Here is a 17,704-nt window from a genome sequence, read left to right on the forward strand (position 1 = left end):
TAAAACTATACTTCAAAATCTAACCGATATAGAGTTGAAAAATCATTGCAATAATCAACACCACTACTATGATCTTCGCTATACGGTCTCCCGATAAATTATGTGCGGAACTTCTGCCTTTATTTTCTTGCTTCTCTTTCATATTATTTCTTTCATATTTTGCCGAAAAAATCGACCATTTTATAGAATAACCAGAAGAACAAAATTCCAGTTATGACGAGTATGATTGTTATTACCATTGTTAAATTTTATTAGTGAATCGCGATTTCATTTTGTTAAACTCAATTACATACCAGCAGCTTTACCGATCGTCCCTCTCGGAGGACTCTTGCCACATACTTTTCTTTTCCGTCCTGTTTTCATATTTACATTCATTTGTCCCAATAAGCCAAACAATGTTCCACTATGCCACAAAAAATCATAACACACTGTTATTCAGGTGTTATAAAAAATAAGCCACAAAATAGCATTGGCGAATCCTATCATTTTGATAAGGTTATTTTATCAAAATGAGAATGACTGTGCTGAAAATGTGATCAAATCATTATAATGTGTAACTTGTCATTTATACTTGAAAGGTGACCAAAAAACATAGAGGGTTTGAACCAGTCTATTCTATAAAATGACGGAAAAGAATGTTTTAAAAATTCATAAATGAATAGGAGAATAGGTGAACCTCCGAATGAGTATTAGCAGAAGTACTATGTAACAAATTTGCAAAGTAACATGAAATTATCGCCAAAAGTTCATATTAGAAATTATTTTAGGGGATACATATTAAATGGGAAAACTTATTAAAGAGACACTTATACAAATAAAAACAATGATAAACTTAAACCTTTTCAAAAAAATCATCTTATCGGTCTTTATGGGCTGTATTTTACTCTCCTGTCAAAATGAAAAAAGCAGTCCGAATACATTAACAGAAGAAGAGCAAAGTAACGGCTGGCAACTTCTATTTGATGGTACCACGCTTAACAATTGGCATACCTACAATAATAGTAAAAATGCTCCTACAGCCTGGGTCGTTAAAAATGGGACTATTTACTGCAATCCAAACAGTGAAAGCCAAAAATATGACTTAGTATCGGACAAAGAGTATAAAAATTATGAGTTTAAGTTTGAATGGAAGCTCGAAAAAGAGGGAAATAGTGGCGTTTTTGTCAATGTACAGGAAAGACCGGATATCAATGCGACCTACCATTCAGGACCAGAATATCAATTGTTAGCAGATTCCCATCCTGATTTTGATAAGCCGCTAAAGCGTTCCGGCTGTCTTTATACATTTCTACCGCAGCAGAACTTTGTCAATATTAAAGCACAGGATGATTGGAATGAATCCAGTATTATTCAGAAAGACGGAAAGGTAACGTTCTACCTGAATGGTAAAATCACTGCTGAAATGGATTTTAATTCCGCTAAATGGAAAGATTTGGTAAAACATAGTAATTTCAAAGATTATCCAGAGTTTGGTAAACATATTAGTGGGAAATTAGCACTACAGGATTGGTCCAGAGGTGTTTCATTTAGAAACCTAAAAATAAAAACCTTATAATAAAAAAGTCCTTAGCAAATGCTAAGGACTTTTTTTATGCAATAGCCTCAGCCCCATCATCCCGCTTTAACCCTCCTATTATCTTCCTGTTCCGCTTTCAATCCCCGCCTTTTGTCGACTGTCTTTGCCAATGAAATCCGTCAGGAGTTAAGCTCTCCCATCGCTAGACATTCAGTCCTTAATAAAGGATCTGCACCTTGATTTGAAAAAGATGCCTTATACACCCCAAAAACTTCACAAGCCTTTAGTAAGTTAAAAAGAATTTAAAATCAAAATATGAATTAAATAAGAAATAAAATACTATGTAAAATAAATTGTAGCGAATTAAATTTCAAAAACGTTACCTATTGTAAGTCACATAAAATCCTGACTTAACTATATTAATGAAGAAAATTATATTCATCGTCCTAGCAAAATTTAACAATAGACAAAAAGAAGATAGAGAAAGCTTCGGTGCGCTATCCTATCAATTTACACCGATAGCCATTCGTTATGGCAATAAACTAGGTGTCTATGGCGAATTTGGATTCGGTTACTTTGGGATTGCAAATGTCGGGATATCCTTCAAATTGTAAATTATCCAATTTTGGTGTTTCATTAACAGTTAAAACAAAACAAACAAAAAAAATATGATGTTAAAACTTACAATATCAGTAATTGCTGTCGCACTCGCTGCAAGCAGTTGTTCAACAACATTGAATACGAAAAAAATGAATACGGATACAACTGGTCTTTCCGTAAAAATTCAATCAACAAATGCTATTGCAGTTAAAAATCCAACGGGCAAGATTCGTCTGTATGCAGTTTCGGCCCAGATAGCAGATGTACCAGCTACAATGATTCTGGAAAAGAGTTTTACAGCGAACCAAATACCTTTTGATCTCAAACTCGATTTACCTAAAAATCACCTTAAGCTCATCCAGCCTAAAGTCAGTGACGCTGAGCCCATAAAATACTACGTAACATTAGATTGGGATTCCAACGGAGACGGCGAAAAGGGAAAAGGAGATATTGCGATTGACTTCAACAAAAAGTTTCCTACTGTGGTCATTGGACAAGAAAATGAAATTTTTGTCGCAGAATCCAAATAATAAAAAAGTTTCCCAAGAGGTATTCGTCGGAGAACGAGATAGCTCTTGGGAAACCACACTTCAATTAGCAGTAAACTACCGCCAGTCAATTCTTGTATCTATCCAAAAACAATCTCTATTCCGCCGAAATAAGTCGTCCGGTCTTTGGTGATTGTAGATAAGTTCTTCCAAGGCGTTAAAATTATAGCGAAACATGTCTTCATCTTTTGATTGAATGGGGCGCAGAATTGAATCTTCATCATCGATAAAAATGTCGGATTCAAAAATATTGATTCGATGCGCATTCACCCATGCAATAGCCGTCTCTTTACTCATGCGCTCCAATGCTTTGGTCGCTTCCTGAAATTGTTTCATTTCCCAGGGAAGATCTTCGGGATAATGTGAGGCAATATAGTCTTGATAAGCTTTTATATCACCTTCACGGAGACATTCGTTGCGAAGCAACAGCCTTGTTGTATCCCGAGCAAAGCTAATATACTCCGGTCGCATAAATAGGCCGTACCTTTTACTATACAATTCTATTTTTTCAGCTAGTTCTTGCCTCATAATTTAATTGCGCAGCAAAAATCATCCCAACCTACTCTCTTCTAATGAGTTTAGACTAAAAAAAATAGATTTTATATATTTTTAACAATCCAATTGAAGAAAATTGAGCGCACATTCTATTTTTTTTCGTACACTGAGATAAATAACATTTCCAATATTTTTAAAAAATCTTTAAGCCAATAATTCCTGCGACGATCAATGTTGCAGACAGGAGTCTAAATACATTGGCTGAATCTCCGAAAAAAAAGATTCCGACCATTAATGTGCCCACTGCCCCTAAACCTGTCCATACGGCATATGCTGTACCTATAGGAATAGTTTTTTGAGCATAAAATAATAATCCGCCACTAATGCTCATGGAGACAATAGCTAATAGAATCCAACCAAATTTATTGGAATCTGGCTGTTGAGCCATTTTTAATCCGAGCGGCCAGCCAATTTCAAAAACGCCAGCAATAATCAATGCAATCCAATTCATTTTCAATAGTTTAAATTTCTAAAGCAAAGATAATCGCTATATAAGGGGCATTTTTTGACTTATATCAAAATCGCGTACTTATCGCCGTATCCGGCTGAGCATTTCCTGTGTAATTCCTAAATATGATGCAATATGGCCAAGATTAATTCTATTTAACAAATTTGGCTGTAGGCGGATGAGAGATTGATATCGTTCTACTGCAGATTCGGTATGCAGGGACATAATCCGTTCTTCAAGAATAATACAAACCTCCTCAGCAATCTTTCGGCCTATAAGATTTAGTTCAGGATAAATCCTATACAATTCATTCAAATCGTCCACAGAAATTGCATAGATCTCGGAGTCTTCCAGAAACTGGATATTTTCAAAAGAGGGCTTTTCAGTATAAACGGGCAAAATCGATCCAAAAATCTGGTTTTCTTCACCAAACCAACTGTTTATTTCACGTCCATTTTTTAAGAAATAAGCACGAATCAGTCCTGTACGCAAAACAAAATAGCTTGATAAATGCTGCCCTTCCCTCAAAAAATGCTCACCCTTTTTCTTAAAAAAATAACGAGTTCTATTTTCTACCGCTTTCTCAAGTGCTTCATTGAGATAGCCATATTTTTTAAATTGTTCAATTAGGGGATTCATACTATTTTAGATTAAAATCATTCATAGTTTATCGAATTATCTGCTGGATTATACTTTAGAAGTTCTGTATATGCATCGCCTTCAATTCCCAATAGCTGACAAAATGCCGGCTCAGTTTTTACCCCGCTCCTTTTGAGCTGTCTGACCTGCTCAGCGAATTCTACCCCCCTCAATTGAATGATTTCATGCTCTTTAAGCATATGTAAATATCCATTCTGAATTTCAGTTGCTTTATCCGTTGCATAAATTTCAAAAAGCTGTTCCTCAATCGAGAAGCTGCACACGATTACATGACCGGTAGCCCGCTGTAACCGAAAATGTGCATGCTGCGAAAAATTAAGAGACAGCTTTTCTTCAAGAGCATCAAAATCATCTACACACAGAATAATGTCTATATCGCTCCCATCAATATCTATCTGAATCGGTATCGTGCCAACTACAATCGGACTGTAGCCCTCAAGACGGTTAATAATCTGATAATCCCTCAGTAACCGATAGGCTTTTTTTTGCACTTTATTTCCACTCTTCAAATACTCTATATTTCTAAAATTTATGGTCATAAGCAAATCGATAATTCGATCACACAAAATAGGTCAGAATATACTAAACAACAAAAGAAAATTGTAACTAAATCATATAAAAAACGATAAGTCTTGTATCTTTATTTGCAACACATCATTCATATGCAGGAGATCCAACATTTCTATCTGAACCAAAAAGAACCAAATAAAAGCTGTCTTTTAGCATTAAGACATATTATTCTTCAACAGGATACGGATGTGAGTGAGACCATAAAGTACGGTATGCCTTGTTTTTGCTATAGAAAAAAAGCTTTCTGTTACCTTTGGACCGACAAACGGACTACATTTCCGTACCTACTGATGGTTGAAGGTAAACATTTGGACCAGTTACAACTGGAAGCAGGTCAGCGTCTTCGGATGAAAACATTGCCTATTGATCCACAGGAAGATCTTCCGATAGACACAATCGAAAGTATTCTGACGGCCGCCTTAAACCTCTATCGCAATGGCACAATTAAAATTAAAAAATAGCCATCAACCAGTGAAATAACCTATCATCAACCATTAAACGATAAGCTATATAATTACCAAATGAAAGCTTCATATAGCAGCGATTGTGGAAATATTTAAATAATATTTACTTAACACAAAATCAATAATACTCTCCTACCTTTATCGCGGTTTAAAAATCACCTAGTCATTTAAACAGCTACAAAACAAATGAGAAAACATTTGATTACCAGCATTTTGCTAAGCACAATTGGTACATCACTTACCTATGCGCAAAATGAAACCACCTCTGCTCTGAATGGAACCGTCAGAGAGGGAAATTCGCCAATCAATGGGGCGACAATTGAAGCCATACATTTACCTTCTGGGACAAAGTACGTTACTTCATCGCGAAGTGACGGTCGCTACAATCTCCCCAATATGAGAATTGGTGGCCCTTATCAAATCACCGTAACTTATCTGGGGCATTCACCCAATATCAAGCAGATCGAGAAACTAGCTTTGGGACAAAGCTCAACATTAGATATTCAGATGCAGTCCGCATCGCAAGTGCTGGATGAAGCTGTCGTTGTAGGAACGAGACAGGGAAAAGTCTTCAACTCCGGCCGAACAGGTGCAGCACAAAACATTTCCAGAACAGCGATTCAAAATCTACCTACACTCAATCGAAGCTTTACAGATTTTGTCAAACTGACCCCTCAATTTTCGATGCAATACGGTAATCCTTCTTTTGCGGGAAGAAGCAACCTTGCAAATAACTTTACGATCGACGGAGCGCTATTTAATAATGCTTTTGGATTACAGGGAACTATCGGAAGTCAAACAAACTCGCAACCCATCAATATGGACGCCTTTGAGGAGATTTCAGTAAACATCGCTCCTTATGACGTCAGACAAAATGGTTTTACCGGTGCTGCAATCAATGCTGTAACAAGAAGCGGTACAAACGAAGTACAAGGTTCGTTAAATTATTATTTCAGAAATCAGAATTTAGTCAACAAATACAATTCGGCCGGGTTAAGAGCACCAGTCAACAACTTCAGCTTAAAAGGCTATGGTTTTACCGTGGGTGGACCAATTATCAAAAACAAGCTTTTCTTTTTTGCAAGCGGTGAGCTTGAGCGAAGAACAGACCCAGGAACAAATTTTATAGCTTCACGTGGAGGAAATACGGGGCCGAATGTTTCAACCGTATCTGCGGAAAAACTTGATGATCTAGCCAACTACCTAAAATCGATCGGCTATAATCCTGGATCTTATCAAGATTATCCTTTAGATACACGCAGTGACAAATTTTCCGTTAAATTAGATTACAATATCGATCAAAAAAATACTTTAAGCGCCAAATATTTCTACTTTCGTTCCTATCGCGACATCCTACCGTCCAATAGTGGTGCGCCCAAAAATAATCGGCAACCGTCCAACCTTGGCCTACCTTTCAGCTCAGCAGGCTACGGTATAAACAACAATATGGACAATGTGAATTTAGAATTACGCACACGTATCAATAGCAAATATTCAAATTCATTGACCGTAGGTTACAATGTCATGAACGATTTTAGGGAATCCAAAGGTGGTCAGCCATTTCCTTTGGTAGACATCATGAACCCCGACGGTAGTAGCATGACAGCATTTGGTTACGAGCCATTTACAGCATTTAATAGTTTAAAGACGAAGGTATTTCAAGCTACCAACAACTTTAATATTTATGCCGGAAAACATGAGATTACATTGGGTGCCAATTTTGAAAACTACAAAACCACCAATGGATTTGCACCGAACTATTATGGTGCCTATACATTTGCCAGTTTAGATGATTTCTACAACTCTGCAAAAAATAATGTTTCTAACGCAACCAAATACCAAATCCAGTATTCTGTTTTACCTGATGGATCATTTCCTTATGCAGAGATTTCAGCACGTATGTTTGGCCTATATGCACAGGATGCCTATGCTGTAAATGATCATTTTAAATTGACTGCTGGATTGAGAGCCGATTTGACGAACATATCATCCCCCAATGAACTGAAAAATGATAATGTAACCAAGTTGAATTTTGATCAAGGTGAAAAGATCGATGTATCAAAATATCCAAAGAGTGCAATTCTTTGGTCGCCACGAATTGGATTTAATTGGAATGTCAATGGAACAAATCAAACACAGGTACGTGGTGGATCGGGAATCTTTACAGGTCGTCCGCCATTAGTATGGATTTCTAATCAGGCCGGCAATAATGGTGTCATGTTTGGTTCTGAATCCATCAATAATCCAACAAATAGACCGTTTACACCTGATGTGGATGCTTATCGCAACGTGAACCACCAAACTGCAGCCAACAACTCGAGTTATAACCTGGCGGTAACGGATAATAACTTCAAATTTATGCAGCTTTGGAGAACGAACCTTGCCGTTGACCAAAAATTACCGGGCGGTGTTATTGGTACTTTTGAAGCCATGTATTCGAAAGATATCAATTCGGTTTATTTCCGTAACGTCAATCTAAATACAACGGATGGAAAATCTTTAGCTGGTGCCGATAACCGTATGCGTTATACAACACCACGTATCTATGGCGCCGCACAACCGACTCCTGAAAATCCTAACATTTCGGATGCTATTGTGATGTCCAATACATCAAAAGGCTATAGCTACACCCTGACGGGAACATTATCGAAAGAATTCAAAGGTGGTTTCTTTGCAAATATCGGTTATACCTATACAGATTCAAGATCTGTGAACGATGGGGGATCTATTGCACAGTCGATGTGGCGTGATCGTTATGTTTCGGGCAATCCAAATAGTGCTGATCTTTCTTATTCGACTTATCTGGTTAAAAATAGATTTATTGCCAACTTCTCTTATCGTAAAGAATACCTGGATCATTTAGGAACGACATTCTCCTTATTTTATCAACTGCAGGATGGGCCTCGTTACTCCTATACCTATGGCGGTGACCTGAATAATGATGGTTTGTCGGGCAATGACTTGATTTATATCCCGAATAGTAAAGCTGAAATTGCTCTTGTTGGCGACAATGCGCAAGACACTCGGACAGCTGATCAACTATGGTCTCAATTGAACGGCTACATTAATCAGGACAATTACCTGAATGCGCACAGAGGCCAATACGCGAAACGTAACGCATTGGTAGGAAAAATGATCGGAACACTGGATATTCGTATTGCGCAAGATGTGTTTTTAAATACCAGCGGAAAGAAACATCAATTGCAGATTACCTTTGATGTATTTAATTTCGGTAATATGATCAACAAAAGCTGGGGAGTTGCCCAATTTGCCAACAAAGCAAACGGTATCTTAAATTACAAAGGATTGAATGCACAGGGACAACCGACATTCTCATTCCCTTATTTAGATGCAACAAATCAGATTCCTTTAACCAACACTTTCTCGAACAGTGTGGATGAAACTTCACGCTGGAGAATTCAGCTGGGTGTACGTTACCGATTCAACCAATAAACAAAAAATAGTGTAAATTTGAACCCATCCTATAACAAAGGATGGGTTTTTAGTTTAATAATCATGAAAAAACTAGCGCTTTCCATTTTTACACTTCTTGTGACCATGACCTGTCAGGCACAGCATTTTGACCTTGTCCCGCTGGGAATATATGGTGGCGAACAAGAAGACAATCTTTCTGCTTATTTAGTAGGAACTCCAAAAGACACGGCCTTCCTTTGCCTCGATGCCGGAACCATAAATACAGGCATCAGAAAAGCCATTGCATTGAAAAGTCTAAATGGTTCGGTCGAAACAATTTTACATAACCAAATAAAGGGATATTTCATTTCCCATGGACATCTCGATCATTTATCGGGTCTTATTATTAATTCTCCTGCCGATAGCAAAAAGAACATTTTCGCTATTGATCCCGTCCTTCAAATTCTACAAAATCACTACTTTATCACGGATACCTGGATCAATTTTGGGGATCAGGGCCAAAAACCCATACTAGGAAAGTATCATTACAACAGTTTACAAGAGGGGCTGGAAACGCAAGTACCAAATACGACATTATCTTTGACGGCATACGAGCTGAGCCATGTAAATCCATATAAAAGTAGTGCTGCCCTCGTCCACTACGACAACCACTATCTCCTTTACCTTGGTGATACCGGTGCCGATCGGGTGGAAAAATCCGATCAGCTAGATAAGCTCTGGAATACCATTGCCCCACTGATCAAAAACAAACAATTAAACAGTATATTGATTGAAGTCTCCTTTCCAAATAATCAACCGGAAAATTTACTCTTTGGTCACCTAACCCCCAATTTGTTGCTAGAAGAACTGCTAAAGCTCAAAGAAAAAACGGGACTGAAAAACTTGCAAGGGCTAAGCATAGTGGTCACACACCGAAAACCAACTGGTGACAACCCTGAAATCATTAAAAACGAATTGCTCAAGAATAATCCACTTAAAGTAAATTATATTTTCCCCGAACAGGGCAAAAAGATAAGTTTAAACTAATGTAAAAAAGATGAAACCGATAGTGGTTTCATCTTTTTTTACCTAGAACTCTTCAATTATATCTGCAATTGTCAAGCGTGATTTTGCGGTAATGGCAGGCTGATTTGCATCCTCCACATGTCGATAGCCAATAGCAACTGCAAACAGCGTCTGATAGCCATCGAGTTCCAGTATTTCATCGTAGACGGAATTTTCAATTCCTTCCATTGGGGTTGCGTCAATATGATTTGCAGCACAGGCTGCAAGGAAAAATCCCAAAGAAAGATACACTTGTTGCTTCATCCAGGATTGAACATGGACCTCCCCTTTCGACTGCAAAAATTGCTTATAGTAATTAATCGATCCCTCTGGAAGCGTGTTTGCGATTTGCTCTTCAAAGCGATCTACATCAGTAAGTGCACTAAAGACAACCAGATGGCTTGCCTCATTTATCTTCTGTGCGTTCCAATAGGATGCGGCAGCGAGTTTTTGTTTCATGTCCGCAGAAGAAACAAAGAAAAACTTCCATGGCTGGCTATTGATGGAAGATGGACTCAATCGGATTATTTCCTTTAATTCAGCGATTTTCTCCTCCGGAATTAGCGCTTCTGAATTATACTTTTTCGTTGTGTAACGTTGCTTTGCAGTTTCTAAAAAATCCATAATATACAAGATTAAATTAACTATATTTTTTATAGTTGCAAACTTAAATATAGTGTTATATATTTGCAATAACGGTCAAACTTGATAGTAACAGATGTATTTGATAGACAACAAACAATATCCATGCAGTACCAGCCTGACTATGAAATACATAGGCGGCAAGTGGAAGGCAGTAATTTTGATCCATTTAATTGAAAAAAAAACGCTATAATGAGCTAAGAAAAGAATGCGCCTTAATTACAGAGCGTACATTAAGCTTACAATTAAAGGAACTTGAGGCTGATGGTTTAGTAAAACGTACAGTACATACCGACAAAGCTCCTCTGAAAGTAGATTACGAACTGACAGAATTCGGAAAAACACTTGTTCCACTACTCGAGTCGATTGCTGAGTGGGGAAGAGAAACGGCGGGTCGGACCGAACGGATTCAACAAATGTAACGTCAGCAACTTTCGATCACTCAAATCAGCTATAATGAATGAGCATCTAAAAAAATCAATGCTTTAATTGACGGTTTTGATGCGGAAACAGACTCAGCATTACAGGCCATTTCCAAAACCAAAAAATACAAAAAGGGCGAATTTCTTTTATACCAAGGTGAGGTCTGTAAGTCTAGCTTTTGGATAGAGGAAGGTATTACGAGGAAATACTATATGAATGAGAAAAAAGAAGTAACGACTGAGCTACTTTTTAAACATGATCTCGCAGTCGCCTTTAGCAGTTATGTTTCGAATCAGCCTAGCAGGGAGTTTATTCAGGCAATTACAGACGTTACTGTCTCGTGTATGGATAAACACGCTTTTCAGTATCTCAAAATAAATCATCCTCAACGCATTCAACTCGATCTTTTAATGACAGAATACTATACAATGTGGTTAGAAAAGCGTCTATTTGAATTTCACACCCTCAGCGCCATGGAAAAGTATAAGCTACTCCTTAAGGAACAGCCAGATTTCATACGCCATATACCGCTTACCTATATTGCTTCTTATCTGGGAATTTCCCTGGAAACATTAAGCAGGGTCCGTACAAAAATCTAATTATTCTTATCACCAGGGATGATTCTCTTCCTATCATCGACCTATTTTATCGGCAGCTATTATTTTAGCAAAATTTGGACAAAAAAATTTAAGAACGGTCCATTTGAATTTCTTTTAAGACAAGCATCGAACTAGGGACACGCTTAAAGACAGCATTTACGCATCAGGAAGTTTTTGTGATATAAACTTCCTGATAAATTAACAAAGTGCGATTACAGCCGGAAAACAGATCAATGCTGCCACTAAAAAACCTCGTCGACAAGTTCTTTATTAACCATTGCTCCAGCTAGGTTTCCTGTAGCAACAGCATTCGCCACCGAACGCATCATACTAGAATTATCTCCACAGGCAAAAACTCCTGCAAGTGAAGTTTTTTGAAAATTATCTATTTTGATATGTCCCTGTTCCGTTATTTCACAACCTAGTGCGGCAGGAATAGCCGAATGTTGCCTGAAAGGAATGGCCGCATAAACAGCATCAAAGGCAAGTTCACGGCCGTTTTTTAATTGTACCTGCTGAACCCATCCATTCTTGTGCTGGATTTTACCTATTTCTTCTTCAATAATCGAAATACCGTGTAACTTCAGTTTTGCTTTCTGCTTAACATCAAAACTAGCCTTACCCAAAGTCAATAGCGTTAAGTCGGATGACAGATTGTGAACCAAACCTGCAAGGTGAAGAGCTCTTTCACCATTGGCCATAATAGCAGTTTTTCCTTTTCGAAATTCATAACCGTGACAATATGGGCAATGGATAACGGAAATTCCCCAACAAGCTGAAAATCCCTGTATACTAGGCATAATATCTTCCACACCGGTCGCAAAAATGAGCTTTTTAGCCTGAAAGACGTCCCCATTTTCGGTCGTTATTTCATACCCTGTAGCTGTCTTCGTGCCGCTCACAGCAAGCCCTTTATGGAACTTGACACTCGGGTAGTTCAGGACTTCTTCCCTTGCTTTTTTCGCTATACTGAGCGGCTTTTCACCATCATGCGTGATGAAATTATGGGAGTGCGGCGTCTGTCGATTACAAGGTAGCCCACTATCGATAATCAACACATTCCGCAAGGAACGTCCCAATGCCATCGCTGCAGAAAGCCCCGCATAACTTCCCCCAACAATAATTACCTCATAGCTTCTATCATCTTTCATATATACATTATTAAATATTAATCCTCTTCTGACAAATGATGAAGTAGAATGGAAAATTTTCCTCCACTTCCCTAATTTCCATTAATCCATAGGGATCGAATTCGGCATGAATGGAATCAACATCGTAAAAGAACATATGTACTCCAGCAAACATTGCAAATCGATCAGTGCCTATGGCCTCCCCTTTTCCGTAGATGCCTGCCTGCTTTGATACGGTCGTAAAAATCATATAACCGCCTTCAGCTAATTGGTCAAAACAATGCTGGATTAACGCATTACGTTCTTCAGCATCCAATAAATGAATAAGCCCGTAACAAAATACACCGTCATATATATCCTGATCAAAAGGCATTTCATTAACTGAACCATGATGGATAACCGTATCTGCCCCAAAGGATTTCCGGGCGAGCTCTATTGCCGTTTTCGAGATCTCAATGCCTGTAATTTTTATTCCATTTTCCAAAAAAGGGCGACCGTTGCGACCGTAGCCGAACCCAGGAATCAGTATATGTTTGATGTTGTGCTCCAAAAAAAAGCCTAATGCAAAAATTGTAGACTTTGCGGCTTCATCCCCCCACATTTCTTGCTTCTCTATAAAATTACGTTCCCAAAATTCCATACTACTGTTGCTTACATTGTTTAAAATTGAAATCGATCCTGTTGGCTATACCAATTCGGTACTACAATGGATTAAAAGTCAACTCAGCGAAGATAGTATTTTTCACTATTGCAACTATGTAGCAAAAACATTAAATGCAATTAAATTGCAAATAAATTACAATAGGATGAATTATTGAAATCATGGTTATTTATCAGTATTGAAAACCTGTGCTATGCTTAAATATCTTTGCTGATGAAAATGAATATCATCACAAAAACAAAAACATGAAAACTATAAAGACATTTTTAGCAGCTTCATTATTTCCATTGCTTACGATACAGGCCAGCGCACAAAAATTGGATAAGATGCTTTGGTTTAACGAACCAACAGAATGGAACATCAAAGACAATTCGCTTTCGATGTTCGTTACGCCTAAAAGCGATTATTGGCGTATCTCTCATTATGGATTTACAGTAGATGACGCCCCCTTTTTCTATACGCTACGCGGGGGAGAGTTTGAAGTCAAGGCGAAGATCTCGGCGAACTATCAAACCCGGTTCGATCAAGCAGGTATTATGCTGCGCATTGATCATGAAAACTATATAAAAGCAGGAATCGAATTTGTTGACGGAAAATACAATTTAAGTACGGTCGTTACGCATAAAACAAGTGATTGGAGCATTGTTCCGATCGATAAGGAAATCCCCTACATCTGGATCAAAGCGATACGTCGATTAGATGCTGTAGAATTTTTCTATTCCTTTGATGACAAGGAGTATATCATGATGAGAAATGCCTGGCTACAGGATAATCACCCTGTTATGGTCGGTCTAATGGCAGCTTCACCAGACGGCAATGGCTTTCAGGCCAAATTTGATTATTTTACGATCAAACACCTTGCAGATCAACGTCGAAGCAAATGGCTGAAAGAGAATAATTCAAACTAAAAATACCGACGCCCGCCTAAGACAGTCGCATAGGTGGGCGTTATCTTAAGTCAGTATATCCTGCTGCATCTTGTTAAACACACTCACTGCTTCATATGAATTTCGTACACGAAGCTTTTGGAGTATATTTTGCCGATGCCGATTAACTGTATTTATGCTCAGGCCTAGTTTTTCGGCAATTCGCTTGCTAATCATTCCCTCCTTGATACAACTTAAAATTTCTTTCTCGCGTGTGCTAATCGAAGTTTTTGTGCCATAACCATCCAGGTGATGGACAACGCCCGTTACCTGATTGACAATATAATTTCGGAGATTGACTGATGTTTCAGTTTCTGGTAATAGCGTATAACAGCATAAAGCCAACTGTGGAAATTCCGGTCCCGGGGTGTCTAAGTAAAAAATTTGATGGAACAGCTGCATGATTTGCCCCTCTCGCCCCTCGACCCGCAGGACGCTATTTGCTTGATAATTGAATCGCTCCGCTAGATCCATTTTTTTGACCAAGTCAAGAAATTGAAGCTCCAAAGCATGCTTAATGGCCAAATCGTCGGGGTAAACACGTTCGAGCAGAAAATCTTCCCAAATACCGTTTATTTCCATTTTCTTTTCACCTGCAGGAAGATGAAGTCGCTCCGCAATTGTTCCGATATAGGTATAACTCCAGTTCGCTGTCAGGTCACTCAGTACAGCTATACCATTATGAATGTCGGCAAAAGTTTTTGCGTAACTCTTATAGTGTTTTAGCACAGATAAATCAATGCTGCTATTTCGTAGTCCACGCTCCGAAAAATTCTTATCTAATTTTTTTTTGATCTCCGATTTCATTTCATTTCACACTTAAAAAGCTTCATTTTAGGTCTTTAAAAAGAAAGTCCAACGCGAAGATAAGGCAAGGTTGCTTCTTTACTAAAACCGACTACCCCCTGGATAGTGAGCAGGTCTCCAGGCATAAAATAAATTCCGCCGCCGTACCCCATATGCCAGTCATTGGAATTTTCATGACTCATCCATACCCTTCCGACATCATAAAAACCAATTGCCCCGACTGTTCCAGGGACGATGTAAGAAGAGTAGCTAAATAATTTTAATCGCATGTCAAAATTATTATAAAGCGCTGTTTTCCCAGTGAACCGTCGGGAATTATACCCTCTTAAGCTCATTTCCCCTCCAATTTGCGCATGCTGATAAAAATAGGGATCTCCCCATACCGCATCAAATCCCACACGATTTGCGAAAGTAATATAGTTGTCTGCAACCGTTTTATAAAAACTCATGGAATGCTGCAATTTTGTATAGTTGCGGCCCTCCCCTCCAATTTCAGCATTCCAGCCCAGCCTGGTATGTATGTGTACTCCAGATTTAGGATTGGCCATATTATCACGTGTATCATAATCTATCCCGCCAGTAAGCCCAGTGAAGAAATTACTCCCATAGATAGGTTCCGATGGATATTTTTGATGGAATTCCTCAAAATAACGTCCAACATTATTCGATTCTTTACTCGTATAATATTCGGAAGAAGATCCATAGAACACCTTGAATTTAGGTTCTAGGAACTTTTCCAGAAAAATGTCACCGCTCACAAGATCAAATCGATTTCGGTAATACGAAATGCGCTTTGAATCCGATTTATCGAAAATAGTATTGTTTCCATATCCAAAGAAATTACTCAGGTTTTTGGGACCAAGGGACGAAAGATGAATATAAAGATCATGCCCTGCAATGAAATCTTTATAATTCCCTTTGTAATCAAACATAAATGATTCGCGACCAGTCAAATAACTTCCAAGAAACTGATGCCGATAGGCATAAGGCTTCTTTCTGAACCCCTGATTCTCGATCATATACCCCAGTCCAAAAATAAGTCCACGATCAACCCCATAATCTAGGTTAAAAACGACCCCTTTACGATCATAGATAAAATTTTCATAGTCAAACTTATGGACAGCGCTGTCTTTGCTCAACTTCAGATGAATAGCATCATCAACCTGCATAGCACCCGGCACCTGATTTTTACCATCATAGATATAAACTTTGCTGCCATTGGCAAATTTATCAGTTGTACGATATAGATTCTGTCCATCCCCCCCGATTAGCCGGATCTTTATGGACGATTTGCCCGATCCATGTAACTTATATTCGTCAGTGCCCGATATGCCATATATACGAACTTCTTTGGTCTGATCAGGTACAAAGGTGCGTTTTAGCAGTTTTCGCCCTTCGGTACCATCTTTTTTCTTGTTATGGATATTGACAGTGACCGAGCCATCCTTATTGTAATCGACATCCACAAATTCAGATTTGGCGGACAATGGTAGTTCAACGACACGCGCAAGAAATCGATAGTAGGTCAGTCCGCTTTCCATCAGCTCGTCCCTTCTTGAACGAATATTTGTTTCCAATTCATTCGCACTCATTCTCACAATTGTATCAGGCATCGTTAACATCGCTTGATGAATCAACGAATCCGTCAGTGTTTTCTGAACAAACTGTATTTCGTCAATCCATTCATCCTCTGTAAGATGAGTGAGAAAAAAATGATCAAAAGTACTCGCATTAAAATTCCAATGGGGCACATTTCGGATATGTGGACTAAAGGGTTGCAAATGAGCCTTCAGCCATTGATAGGAAAGTAATGTGGGAAATACACCCGAAGTTTTATAATATACCTTATCCCGATCCCTTGGGACGGGAGTATAGATCTTTTTACCTTTTTCTTTTTCGGGATCCCAACGCCAATTATCTTGATGACGATCCCAGTCCCCAAGCGTAAAGTCGAGCATCCGCGCACGTAGCGTGAGCTTCTGATCAATTTGCGTATCATTGTCTTCCAACACTTTACGCATGACTTTTGCGCTATTATCTGTTTTTTGATCCTCAAAAGGTGTACGCGCCTCAAACATATAGGCCCTATTTTTAAATACCTCACGATACTCGCCGAACCTAGGGTCATCTCCTACAAAAACCAGTTCTGGCGAAGCTGAAGGAATACCTAAGGCTTTATTAAATGGCGGAACGGTCAATGCACCAAATGGATGATGTATCGAAATCTGATCTTGTACGATATCTTTTGCAAATGTCTTTCGAAGGCTTTCCGGTAGGCTACGTTCAGGGTATTTCTGAATAGACCTAAGAACCCACTCCCTACCCATAGAATCTACCAGTCGAAGTGACTGTGTCTGCATGCCACCACCCAACTTAACAATCTGAAGCCCGCCCCGCTCTGTAGCGAGATCCATCACACGCATCTTAACAGGAGTATTATATAATTTACGATAACTATCTCCAAGCCAAAATCGATGCAGTAAACCCACTCGGTCATATTCAGGTGCGATCACCGTGGTAATACTGTCCATACGTTGTGCATGCGAATTAAAAACACAGCAACAGGCAATTAATGTAAAGATTCTTCTCATTTTATCTAAGTCGGGTCTTCGAGAAATCAACAGTCGATACAGGTAGAATGTTTGATGGTCTCGATATCTAATTGGGCTAAAGTTC

Annotated in this window: 20 protein-coding genes; 10 read left to right on the forward strand and 10 right to left on the reverse strand. The window is 38.6% G+C overall.

The genetic code is table 11. From position 1 onward, the window contains the following. Positions 1–19: 19 nt before the first annotated feature. A complete protein-coding gene (locus tag BV902_RS28480; protein WP_257786997.1) occupies positions 20–142 on the reverse strand; it encodes a hypothetical protein in 123 nt (40 codons plus the stop codon). 681 nt (positions 143–823) lie between these two features. Between BV902_RS28480 and BV902_RS18620 the strand changes: the two genes are divergently transcribed. The 3 genes from BV902_RS18620 to BV902_RS18630 all read left to right on the forward strand — a co-directional run bounded on the left by BV902_RS18620 (position 824) and on the right by BV902_RS18630 (position 2,646). Then, positions 824–1,555 (forward strand): 3-keto-disaccharide hydrolase, encoded by a 732-nt coding sequence (locus BV902_RS18620; protein WP_075994866.1) that lies wholly within the window; start codon positions 824–826, stop codon positions 1,553–1,555. A 383-nt stretch (positions 1,556–1,938) separates the two neighbouring features. After that, entirely contained in the window at positions 1,939–2,130 is a 192-nt protein-coding gene (locus BV902_RS18625) for a hypothetical protein (RefSeq protein WP_075993230.1), read from the forward strand. A 54-nt stretch (positions 2,131–2,184) separates the two neighbouring features. Continuing rightward, the gene (locus tag BV902_RS18630; protein ID WP_145327074.1) at positions 2,185–2,646 is read left to right on the forward strand and encodes a hypothetical protein; all 462 of its coding nucleotides are present in this window, start codon (positions 2,185–2,187) and stop codon (positions 2,644–2,646) included. A gap of 75 nt (positions 2,647–2,721) precedes the next feature. On the opposite strand, the gene BV902_RS18635 is transcribed toward BV902_RS18630, so the two are convergent. The 4 genes from BV902_RS18635 to BV902_RS18650 all read right to left on the reverse strand — a co-directional run bounded on the left by BV902_RS18635 (position 2,722) and on the right by BV902_RS18650 (position 4,866). After that, positions 2,722–3,192 carry a hypothetical protein gene (locus BV902_RS18635; RefSeq protein WP_075993232.1) on the reverse strand — a complete coding sequence of 157 codons (471 nt, stop codon included), beginning with the start codon at positions 3,190–3,192 and terminating at the stop codon, positions 2,722–2,724. 160 nt (positions 3,193–3,352) lie between these two features. Continuing rightward, positions 3,353–3,670 carry a DMT family transporter gene (locus BV902_RS18640; RefSeq protein ID WP_075993233.1) on the reverse strand — a complete coding sequence of 106 codons (318 nt, stop codon included), beginning with the start codon at positions 3,668–3,670 and terminating at the stop codon, positions 3,353–3,355. 78 nt (positions 3,671–3,748) lie between these two features. Continuing rightward, complete coding sequence (locus tag BV902_RS18645; protein WP_075993234.1) at positions 3,749–4,306, reverse strand: Crp/Fnr family transcriptional regulator; 558 nt, start codon at positions 4,304–4,306, stop codon at positions 3,749–3,751. 17 nt (positions 4,307–4,323) lie between these two features. Next, the gene (locus BV902_RS18650) at positions 4,324–4,866 is read right to left on the reverse strand and encodes a DUF4269 domain-containing protein (protein ID WP_075993235.1); all 543 of its coding nucleotides are present in this window, start codon (positions 4,864–4,866) and stop codon (positions 4,324–4,326) included. A 123-nt stretch (positions 4,867–4,989) separates the two neighbouring features. Between BV902_RS18650 and BV902_RS18655 the strand changes: the two genes are divergently transcribed. The 3 genes from BV902_RS18655 to BV902_RS18665 all read left to right on the forward strand — a co-directional run bounded on the left by BV902_RS18655 (position 4,990) and on the right by BV902_RS18665 (position 9,822). After that, positions 4,990–5,358, forward strand: coding sequence for a DUF1801 domain-containing protein (locus BV902_RS18655; RefSeq protein ID WP_075993236.1), 369 nt, complete (start codon positions 4,990–4,992; stop codon positions 5,356–5,358). A gap of 189 nt (positions 5,359–5,547) precedes the next feature. Next, entirely contained in the window at positions 5,548–8,814 is a 3,267-nt protein-coding gene (locus BV902_RS18660) for a TonB-dependent receptor (RefSeq protein ID WP_075993237.1), read from the forward strand. 63 nt (positions 8,815–8,877) lie between these two features. Further along, positions 8,878–9,822: an MBL fold metallo-hydrolase gene (locus BV902_RS18665; RefSeq protein ID WP_075993238.1), complete on the forward strand. Its 945-nt coding sequence runs from the start codon at positions 8,878–8,880 to the stop codon at positions 9,820–9,822. A 42-nt stretch (positions 9,823–9,864) separates the two neighbouring features. On the opposite strand, the gene BV902_RS18670 is transcribed toward BV902_RS18665, so the two are convergent. Continuing rightward, positions 9,865–10,464 carry a nitroreductase family protein gene (locus tag BV902_RS18670; RefSeq protein ID WP_075993239.1) on the reverse strand — a complete coding sequence of 200 codons (600 nt, stop codon included), beginning with the start codon at positions 10,462–10,464 and terminating at the stop codon, positions 9,865–9,867. 191 nt (positions 10,465–10,655) lie between these two features. On the opposite strand from BV902_RS18670, the gene BV902_RS18675 reads away from it, so the two are divergent. The 3 genes from BV902_RS18675 to BV902_RS28755 all read left to right on the forward strand — a co-directional run bounded on the left by BV902_RS18675 (position 10,656) and on the right by BV902_RS28755 (position 11,639). Beyond that, positions 10,656–10,904 carry a winged helix-turn-helix transcriptional regulator gene (locus BV902_RS18675; RefSeq protein ID WP_237241717.1) on the forward strand — a complete coding sequence of 83 codons (249 nt, stop codon included), beginning with the start codon at positions 10,656–10,658 and terminating at the stop codon, positions 10,902–10,904. Positions 10,905–11,012: 108 nt separating this feature from the next. Continuing rightward, complete coding sequence (locus tag BV902_RS18680; RefSeq protein WP_237242174.1) at positions 11,013–11,504, forward strand: Crp/Fnr family transcriptional regulator; 492 nt, start codon at positions 11,013–11,015, stop codon at positions 11,502–11,504. 18 nt (positions 11,505–11,522) lie between these two features. Continuing rightward, on the forward strand, positions 11,523–11,639 hold the full coding sequence (locus tag BV902_RS28755) for a DUF418 domain-containing protein (protein ID WP_075993241.1): 117 nt from the start codon (positions 11,523–11,525) through the stop codon (positions 11,637–11,639). Positions 11,640–11,746: 107 nt separating this feature from the next. Here the strand turns inward: BV902_RS28755 and BV902_RS18690 are convergent, their stop codons facing one another. Next, positions 11,747–12,655, reverse strand: coding sequence for an NAD(P)/FAD-dependent oxidoreductase (locus BV902_RS18690; protein WP_075993242.1), 909 nt, complete (start codon positions 12,653–12,655; stop codon positions 11,747–11,749). A gap of 10 nt (positions 12,656–12,665) precedes the next feature. Beyond that, positions 12,666–13,274 carry a class I SAM-dependent methyltransferase gene (locus BV902_RS18695; RefSeq protein WP_075993243.1) on the reverse strand — a complete coding sequence of 203 codons (609 nt, stop codon included), beginning with the start codon at positions 13,272–13,274 and terminating at the stop codon, positions 12,666–12,668. 266 nt (positions 13,275–13,540) lie between these two features. Between BV902_RS18695 and BV902_RS18700 the strand changes: the two genes are divergently transcribed. Continuing rightward, on the forward strand, positions 13,541–14,203 hold the full coding sequence (locus BV902_RS18700; protein WP_075993244.1) for a DUF1349 domain-containing protein: 663 nt from the start codon (positions 13,541–13,543) through the stop codon (positions 14,201–14,203). A gap of 45 nt (positions 14,204–14,248) precedes the next feature. On the opposite strand, the gene BV902_RS18705 is transcribed toward BV902_RS18700, so the two are convergent. Together BV902_RS18705 and BV902_RS18710 are read right to left on the reverse strand one after the other, a co-directional pair. Then, entirely contained in the window at positions 14,249–15,028 is a 780-nt protein-coding gene (locus tag BV902_RS18705) for a helix-turn-helix domain-containing protein (RefSeq protein ID WP_075993245.1), read from the reverse strand. Positions 15,029–15,063: 35 nt separating this feature from the next. Next, positions 15,064–17,619: a BamA/TamA family outer membrane protein gene (locus BV902_RS18710; RefSeq protein ID WP_075993246.1), complete on the reverse strand. Its 2,556-nt coding sequence runs from the start codon at positions 17,617–17,619 to the stop codon at positions 15,064–15,066. Between the last annotated feature and the right edge of the window lie 85 nt (positions 17,620–17,704).

This window comes from Sphingobacterium sp. B29 (assembly GCF_001952815.1).
GTDB classification, from domain to species: domain Bacteria; phylum Bacteroidota; class Bacteroidia; order Sphingobacteriales; family Sphingobacteriaceae; genus Sphingobacterium; species Sphingobacterium siyangense.

Excerpts from the sequence above, each read along its gene's own strand:
- BV902_RS18650 (WP_075993235.1), bottom strand. The coding sequence starts at position 4,866 with ATGACCATAAATTTTAGAAATATAGAGTATTTGAAGAGTGGAAATAAA.
- BV902_RS18660 (WP_075993237.1), top strand. The coding sequence starts at position 5,548 with ATGAGAAAACATTTGATTACCAGCATTTTGCTAAGCACAATTGGTACA.
- BV902_RS28755 (WP_075993241.1), top strand. The coding sequence starts at position 11,523 with ATGATTCTCTTCCTATCATCGACCTATTTTATCGGCAGCTATTATTTT.
- BV902_RS18705 (WP_075993245.1), bottom strand. The coding sequence starts at position 15,028 with ATGAAATCGGAGATCAAAAAAAAATTAGATAAGAATTTTTCGGAGCGT.
- BV902_RS18690 (WP_075993242.1), bottom strand. The coding sequence starts at position 12,655 with ATGAAAGATGATAGAAGCTATGAGGTAATTATTGTTGGGGGAAGTTAT.
- BV902_RS18640 (WP_075993233.1), bottom strand. The coding sequence starts at position 3,670 with ATGAATTGGATTGCATTGATTATTGCTGGCGTTTTTGAAATTGGCTGG.
- BV902_RS18710 (WP_075993246.1), bottom strand. The coding sequence starts at position 17,619 with ATGAGAAGAATCTTTACATTAATTGCCTGTTGCTGTGTTTTTAATTCG.
- BV902_RS18645 (WP_075993234.1), bottom strand. The coding sequence starts at position 4,306 with ATGAATCCCCTAATTGAACAATTTAAAAAATATGGCTATCTCAATGAA.
- BV902_RS18665 (WP_075993238.1), top strand. The coding sequence starts at position 8,878 with ATGAAAAAACTAGCGCTTTCCATTTTTACACTTCTTGTGACCATGACC.
- BV902_RS18630 (WP_145327074.1), top strand. The coding sequence starts at position 2,185 with ATGATGTTAAAACTTACAATATCAGTAATTGCTGTCGCACTCGCTGCA.
- BV902_RS18655 (WP_075993236.1), top strand. The coding sequence starts at position 4,990 with ATGCAGGAGATCCAACATTTCTATCTGAACCAAAAAGAACCAAATAAA.
- BV902_RS18695 (WP_075993243.1), bottom strand. The coding sequence starts at position 13,274 with ATGGAATTTTGGGAACGTAATTTTATAGAGAAGCAAGAAATGTGGGGG.
- BV902_RS18625 (WP_075993230.1), top strand. The coding sequence starts at position 1,939 with ATGAAGAAAATTATATTCATCGTCCTAGCAAAATTTAACAATAGACAA.
- BV902_RS18670 (WP_075993239.1), bottom strand. The coding sequence starts at position 10,464 with ATGGATTTTTTAGAAACTGCAAAGCAACGTTACACAACGAAAAAGTAT.
- BV902_RS28480 (WP_257786997.1), bottom strand. The coding sequence starts at position 142 with ATGAAAGAGAAGCAAGAAAATAAAGGCAGAAGTTCCGCACATAATTTA.
- BV902_RS18700 (WP_075993244.1), top strand. The coding sequence starts at position 13,541 with ATGAAAACTATAAAGACATTTTTAGCAGCTTCATTATTTCCATTGCTT.
- BV902_RS18620 (WP_075994866.1), top strand. The coding sequence starts at position 824 with ATGATAAACTTAAACCTTTTCAAAAAAATCATCTTATCGGTCTTTATG.
- BV902_RS18635 (WP_075993232.1), bottom strand. The coding sequence starts at position 3,192 with ATGAGGCAAGAACTAGCTGAAAAAATAGAATTGTATAGTAAAAGGTAC.